Genomic DNA, 5,569 nt, shown 5'->3' with positions numbered 1-5,569 from the left:
CTTCGAAGATCTCTTCGAGACCCGACTGGGTCGGGACGTCCCTGCGCCCGGCCTGGCGAGCCGCCTCTACCCGGGCCTTCCACTTCTCGTTGCCGAGCAACCAATCGAACGACTCGGTCTGCAGAGCAAGGAGGTCAGGAACTTCGAGAGGCTCCTGGATGCGCGAAAATGACACGCGACGGGGACCAGCGGGTACGGCGGAGGCGTTGCGCGAGGCTGCCAACAGAAGTCCTTCCGGAAGGCACGGATGGAATCGAACTGCGCGCACGCCAAGCGCCCGGCAGAAGCCGGGGCGTCGAAGGGCAGCGCGAGGAAGCAGCATAACGCAAAAGAGAAACGAATGTCTACACTTAATATAAGTGTCAACCTCGCTGCCGCCTTCAGAATGTCACAGCCGGGTCGATCTCGTCAACTTCTACGGTAGCGGCACCGGCGTAGCGGCGGGCCAGGTGCGCGAAGGCGTCCCTGAGCTCGTCGGGGCCGACGACCTCGATGTCGGCGTCGAACCTGCCGATGGCGGCGGCCAGACCGGTCCATGACCACGAGCCCAGGACGAGCCGGCAGCGGTTCGGCCCGAGTTCCTCGACGACCCCGTCGCGAGTGTAACGGGACACGTCGGAGGCGGGCGCCCTTAGAATCACCTCGCCGCGGCAGGGCCAGCCGCCAGTGCCGCCAGTGCCGCCGGAGCCGCCGGAGCCGCCGGAGCCCAGGAACCTGCCGGCCACGAAGGCGGCCACGTCACCTCCGGGCAGCTCGCGCGGGGTGAAGCGGGGCCCGGCAGGGGTGCGCGGGGTGATCCGGTCGGCGCGGAAGGTACGCCAGTCCTCCCGGTCGAGGTCCCACGCGACCAGGTACCAGCGCCCGTCCCAGGTGACGAGGTGATGGGGCTGCACCCGGCGCGGCGGATCGCCCATGCCGCCGTCGTCCACCCTCGGCGGGGACGCGGGACCGTAGTCGAAGCGCAGCACCTGGCGGCTGTGGACGGCGGCGCTGAGCGCCATGAGCACGCCGCCGCCGACCTGCGGGTCCGGCCGGGCCGCGGGCCGCTCGACGGCCGTGACCTGGAAGGTGTCGATCCGGCGGCGCAACCGTGCGGGCATGACCTGCCGGACCGTGTTCAGCGCGCGTGCCGCGGACTCCCCGATGCCGGCGCCGGTGGTGGTGGCGGCGATCTGGAGCGCGATGGCCAGAGCGACGGCCTGCTCGTCGTCGAACAGCAGCGGAGGCAGCTCCGCGCCGGCGTCGAGCCGGTAACCGCCGTCGGGTCCCTTGAACGCCACGATGGGATAGCCCAGCTCGCGCAGGCGGTCGACGTCGCGGCGCACGGTGCGCGGGCTGACGTCGAGCCGCTCGGCCAGCAGCGCCCCCGGCCAGTCCCGGCGGGCCTGGAGCAACGAGAGCAACGACAGCAGCCGGGCTGAGGTCTTCGGCATGAACCCATGGTGCCCTGAGTAGCGGCCACACCCTGGCCGCTACCCCTGCGACGGTGGGTTCCGCGCCGGACAACGGCGTTCGGAAAACAATAGGTCAGGAGCCCAAGAAATGGCCGTCAAGTCCGTGACCCACCTGAACTTCCGGGGCGAGGCCCGCGCGGCGCTCGAGTTCTACCGGTCCGTGTTCGGCGGCGACCTCGCCGCCGTCACGTACGGGGACGCCGGGGACGTGCAGGATCCCGCCGACGCGGACCAGGTGATGTGGGGCCAGGTGCTCGCCGGCGACGGCTTCCACGTGATGGCCTACGACGTGCCCGCGCGCATGCCGTACGACCGGGGGGACAACGCCTTCTTCCTCTCCCTTCACGGCGAGACGACGCGGGAGATCACCGCGTACTGGGAGAAGCTCTCCGTCGGAGCGGACATCGTGCGGCCGCTGGCGCCCGCGCAGTGGTCCGCGCTCTACGGGATGCTCCGGGACCGCTTCGGTGTCGTCTGGGTCGTCGACGTCGCGGGTGACGCGTGACCGTCGGGCGTGGCCCGCGGCCAGAGGAACGGCCCCGGCACCACATCGCCATGGTGCCGGGGCCGTTCCCCGGAACGCGTCCGCTCAGCCGCACGCCTTCGCCGTGGTGCCACTGCCCTTGTTGGCGCGGCCGATCCCGTTCGTCACGCTGCCTGTGGCCTTGGCGCAGACGCCGCTGGGGGCGTGGACCATGTCGCCCCAGTGGTGGCCGCCGTTGCCGGCCCGGTAGGTGAAGGATCTGCTCTTGGTGCGGGTGAAGACGGTGATGGTGCCGGTACCGCTCCTGGAAACCGAGACCTCGCCCCAGTTGGTGCCGCAGCGGCGGGAGTAGTAGAGCCGGATCGTGCCCAGGCGGTCACCGACCTCGTTCTTCAGCGAGGCCTTCTTCCCGGTGTACACCTTGGTCCTGGCGCACCCGCTCCGGTAGGGATCCTTCCCGTCGTACGGGTGAGCGCTCGCCTGCGCCGATGTCCTCACGACCGACGCGGCCTGGGCCGTGCCGTTCATGAGACCGGTGGTCAGGACACCGCCGGCCAGGGCGGCGCTCATTCCGAGGACGGCCATCGTCCTGGTGGTGGTCGAGATGATCGTGCTGTCGCTCATGGTTCGGCGGCGGGCCTGCTTGTCAGATTGCGGCGCCCGGCCCGCTGTTCCGCCGTTCGGACGTCCTGGCTTTCGAGGACCACTCTTCGCCGGACCCGCCCGTGCGTCTGCGTCGAAGTGCACAGTGGGATTCGGTTGGCCCGAAAACTCCGCCAAGGGGCTCCCTCCGGTGCAGGCCCGCCCCGCCATCGTGAGTCCGAATGTTTCGGTCAAGCATTGAAAGTTTCACGAACCGGGCTCGTGACTAATCGCCGGACACCCCCGTTGACCAGGCACGATGTCCGCCCCGGACATCGCCGATCGGCCGAAAACTCACGTTCGGACGGGCGTCGTTGACAGCCCGCCAGGCTCGGACGAACACTGTCGCTGCCCGCCCCCAGCGAGCCCTCACGAGGAGGAAGCACGCACATGAACGACGCCCCCGCCCCCCACCGCAGGCGCGGCCGCGCCTGGTTGTTCGCCGCCCGCGCAGGAGCCGTGGTGCTCGCCGTGGTCACCGCGATGTTGCCGTCCGTCGCCAACGCGGCCATCACCTCGAACCAGACCGGCACCAACAACGGTTACTTCTACTCGTTCTGGACCGACAGCAACGGAACGGTCTCCATGGAGCTGGGCTCCGGCGGCAACTACAGCACCTCATGGAGGAACACCGGGAACTTCGTCGCCGGCAAGGGCTGGAGCACCGGCGGACGCAGGACCGTGAGTTATTCGGGCAGCTTCAACCCGTCCGGCAACGCCTACCTGACGCTCTACGGGTGGACGAGGAACCCGCTCGTGGAGTACTACGTCGTCGACAACTGGGGCACGTACCGGCCCACGGGCGAGTACAAGGGCACGGTCACCAGTGACGGCGGCACGTACGACATCTACAAGACGACGCGGTACAACGCGCCCTCCATCGAGGGCACCAGGACGTTCGACCAGTATTGGAGCGTCCGGCAGTCGAAGAGGACCGGCGGGAGCATCACCTCGGGCAACCACTTCGACGCATGGGCCCGTAACGGCATGAACCTGGGCAGCCACGACTACATGATCCTCGCGACCGAGGGCTATCAGAGCAGCGGCAACTCCAACATCACGATCGGCTCCGGCGGCGGCAACCCCGATCCCGGCGACCCGGGCAAACCGGGCGGTTGCACGGCGACGCTGTCGGCGGGCCAGCAGTGGAGCGACCGGTACAACCTCTCCGTCTCGGTCAGCGGCTCGAGCAACTGGACCGTGACGATGAACGTGCCGTCTCCAGCCAAGATCATCGCCACATGGAACGTCAGCGCCACCTACCCCAGCTCCCAAGTCCTGAGCGCCAGACCCAACGGCAACGGCAACAACTGGGGTGTGACGATCCAGCACAACGGCAACCACACCTGGCCGTCCGTCTCCTGCAGCGCGGGCTGAGCCACCCCTGACCGTGGCGCGGCGGCCGCCGCGCCACGGCCTCGGGGTCACGGGGCCGTGCGGCGCAGTTCCTCCTGGAGGATGGGCGCGGCCTCGGTGACGGCGTGGATGCCGACGACGCTGACGATGGCCAGCACCGAACTCATCCTTGATCTGCTGCTGCTCGGGGTGAGCCATCGGGGCTGGGTCCCTTCTCTCGTCAGTACGCCGGCGTCCACGCGCCCGCGCCGCCCGTGCGGGTCACGGTGTTGACCATGAACGCGCCGCCGTCGGCCGAGACGACCTCCCCGGTGACGTACGCCGCGTCGTCGCCCAGCAGGAAGGCCACCACGCCGGCGATCTCGTCGGGGGTGCCGACCCGCCGCATGGGCACGGTGCCGCCCCGCCGGTCCAGCGTCAGCGCGCGGGAGGCGTCGTCGGAGGAGGCGAACAGGCCGGTCGGCACGAGGCCGGGGGCCACCGCGTTGACGCGACGGCCGTGCGCGACGCCGCCGCCACCGCCCGCGGCGCCGCGGCCATCGTGCTCATGCTGCCCGACTCGGCCGCGGTGGAGGCCGTCCTGGACGGCGACGGTCTGCTCCGGGCCGCCGCGCCGGGAACGGTCGTGATCGACATGGGCTCGTCGCGCCAGCTGAACACTCGGGAGCTGGCCGCGCGGGCGGCCCCGCGGGACGTCCGGCTGGTCGACGCCCCCGTCTCCGGCGCGGTGAACGGCACGCGCTGAAGGCGCTGAACAACCTCATGTCGGCCACCCACCTGCTCCTCAAGGGACATGCGCATCGCGGTCGAGCTGGCCGAGGCCACCGGCGTCCCGCTCCGGCCGGGCCGGGCGGCGACCGAGCTGTGGTCGGAGGCGGCCGACCGCCTGCCGCCCGCCGCCGACCACACCGGGATCGTCAAGCACCTGGCGGACGAACCCTGGCCCCGGGACCCGGCGATCCAGCGCCCCCGGTCTGCGGTTGCCCGCCCGACGGTGCGGCGCGGCCTCCGGGGTGCCGCGGTCACAGCGGGGCGGTCCACCATTCGGACGCGATGGACAGCCCGGACAGGCGGAGCGCCTCGCGTTTCGCCTCGTCCGCGTGGCCGCACACCACAACGACCTGGGCCGCGCCGCGCCGCCTGGCCTCCTGCGTGACCGCACGCAGCAGGTCGGCGCCGATCGTGGCCCAGTCACCGTCGTCCACCACGGCGTAGTCGTCGAGCGTGCACGCCGGCCCGCCCGGGTCGTACACCGGGGGCGGGGACACGAGCGTGGCGACGGCGAACCCGGCGAATAGGCCTTCCCGTTCGGCCACCCGGAAGATGGCCTTGGAGTCGTTCACCAGAGTGGCGAGGAAGCCCGCGTGGCGGGCCCGCGCGTCGGCCGCGCGCCGCCAGAAGACCGGCTGGTACTGCTCGTACGTCTCCCGGCGGCGGGCCATCAGCTCGGCGATCGCCGCCACGTCGCCGGGCGAGGCGCTCCGAATGGCAATCATGATCTCCACCCTAGGAGGGGCCGATCGCGCTCCGGCAGGGGTTCCCCCTCACCGTCCGGCCCCTCGCTCCGGCCATGGCCACGGAGTGTCCCGACGAGACGCCGCCTCCCGTCCCTGCACCGGATCACGAGACGACC

At 70.8% G+C, this 5,569-nt stretch carries 8 protein-coding genes; 3 read left to right on the top strand and 5 right to left on the bottom strand.

The window, feature by feature from the left end; all coding sequences use genetic code 11:
• Both E1292_RS49205 and E1292_RS49200 read right to left on the bottom strand, forming a co-directional pair.
• Nucleotides 1-223 (bottom strand): hypothetical protein (locus tag E1292_RS49205; RefSeq protein ID WP_132594229.1); only part of this gene is annotated, 223 nt, incomplete at its 3' end.
• A 157-nt stretch (nt 224-380) separates the two neighbouring features.
• Nucleotides 381-1,433: a helix-turn-helix transcriptional regulator gene (locus E1292_RS49200; protein ID WP_132606694.1), complete on the bottom strand. Its 1,053-nt coding sequence runs from the start codon at nt 1,431-1,433 to the stop codon at nt 381-383.
• Between the two features lie 109 nt (nt 1,434-1,542).
• On the opposite strand from E1292_RS49200, the gene E1292_RS49195 reads away from it, so the two are divergent.
• Nucleotides 1,543-1,959, top strand: a complete 417-nt coding sequence (locus E1292_RS49195; protein ID WP_132606693.1) for a VOC family protein — start codon at nt 1,543-1,545, stop codon at nt 1,957-1,959.
• Between the two features lie 84 nt (nt 1,960-2,043).
• On the opposite strand, the gene E1292_RS49190 is transcribed toward E1292_RS49195, so the two are convergent.
• On the bottom strand, nt 2,044-2,562 hold the full coding sequence (locus E1292_RS49190; RefSeq protein ID WP_165975162.1) for a DUF2690 domain-containing protein: 519 nt from the start codon (nt 2,560-2,562) through the stop codon (nt 2,044-2,046).
• Between the two features lie 408 nt (nt 2,563-2,970).
• Here E1292_RS49190 and xynA point away from each other — a divergent pair, with 408 nt between their 5' ends.
• On the top strand, nt 2,971-3,957 hold the full coding sequence (gene xynA / locus E1292_RS49185; protein ID WP_132606691.1) for an endo-1,4-beta-xylanase XynA: 987 nt from the start codon (nt 2,971-2,973) through the stop codon (nt 3,955-3,957).
• A 199-nt stretch (nt 3,958-4,156) separates the two neighbouring features.
• Here the strand turns inward: xynA and E1292_RS53215 are convergent, their stop codons facing one another.
• Nucleotides 4,157-4,417, bottom strand: coding sequence for an SDR family oxidoreductase (locus E1292_RS53215; RefSeq protein WP_220447450.1), 261 nt, complete (start codon nt 4,415-4,417; stop codon nt 4,157-4,159).
• 18 nt (nt 4,418-4,435) lie between these two features.
• Here E1292_RS53215 and E1292_RS53210 point away from each other — a divergent pair, with 18 nt between their 5' ends.
• On the top strand, nt 4,436-4,681 hold the full coding sequence (locus E1292_RS53210) for an NAD(P)-binding domain-containing protein (RefSeq protein WP_220447449.1): 246 nt from the start codon (nt 4,436-4,438) through the stop codon (nt 4,679-4,681).
• Nucleotides 4,682-4,958: 277 nt separating this feature from the next.
• Here E1292_RS53210 and E1292_RS49175 read toward each other — a convergent pair whose 3' ends face one another.
• Nucleotides 4,959-5,432 carry a GNAT family N-acetyltransferase gene (locus E1292_RS49175; protein WP_132606689.1) on the bottom strand — a complete coding sequence of 158 codons (474 nt, stop codon included), beginning with the start codon at nt 5,430-5,432 and terminating at the stop codon, nt 4,959-4,961.
• Between the last annotated feature and the right edge of the window lie 137 nt (nt 5,433-5,569).

This window comes from Nonomuraea deserti (genome assembly GCF_004348685.1).
Classification (GTDB): Bacteria; Actinomycetota; Actinomycetes; order Streptosporangiales; family Streptosporangiaceae; genus Nonomuraea; species Nonomuraea deserti.
Note: the sequence above shows the minus strand (reverse complement) of the source record. Positions and strands in the feature narration are given on the sequence as shown.

Bases quoted from the DNA above. Each gene is read 5' to 3' on its own strand.
- E1292_RS49195 (WP_132606693.1), top strand. From the start codon at position 1,543: ATGGCCGTCAAGTCCGTGACCCACCTGAACTTCCGGGGCGAGGCCCGC.
- xynA (WP_132606691.1), top strand. From the start codon at position 2,971: ATGAACGACGCCCCCGCCCCCCACCGCAGGCGCGGCCGCGCCTGGTTG.
- E1292_RS49190 (WP_165975162.1), bottom strand. From the start codon at position 2,562: ATGAGCGACAGCACGATCATCTCGACCACCACCAGGACGATGGCCGTC.
- E1292_RS49175 (WP_132606689.1), bottom strand. From the start codon at position 5,432: ATGATTGCCATTCGGAGCGCCTCGCCCGGCGACGTGGCGGCGATCGCC.
- E1292_RS49200 (WP_132606694.1), bottom strand. From the start codon at position 1,433: ATGCCGAAGACCTCAGCCCGGCTGCTGTCGTTGCTCTCGTTGCTCCAG.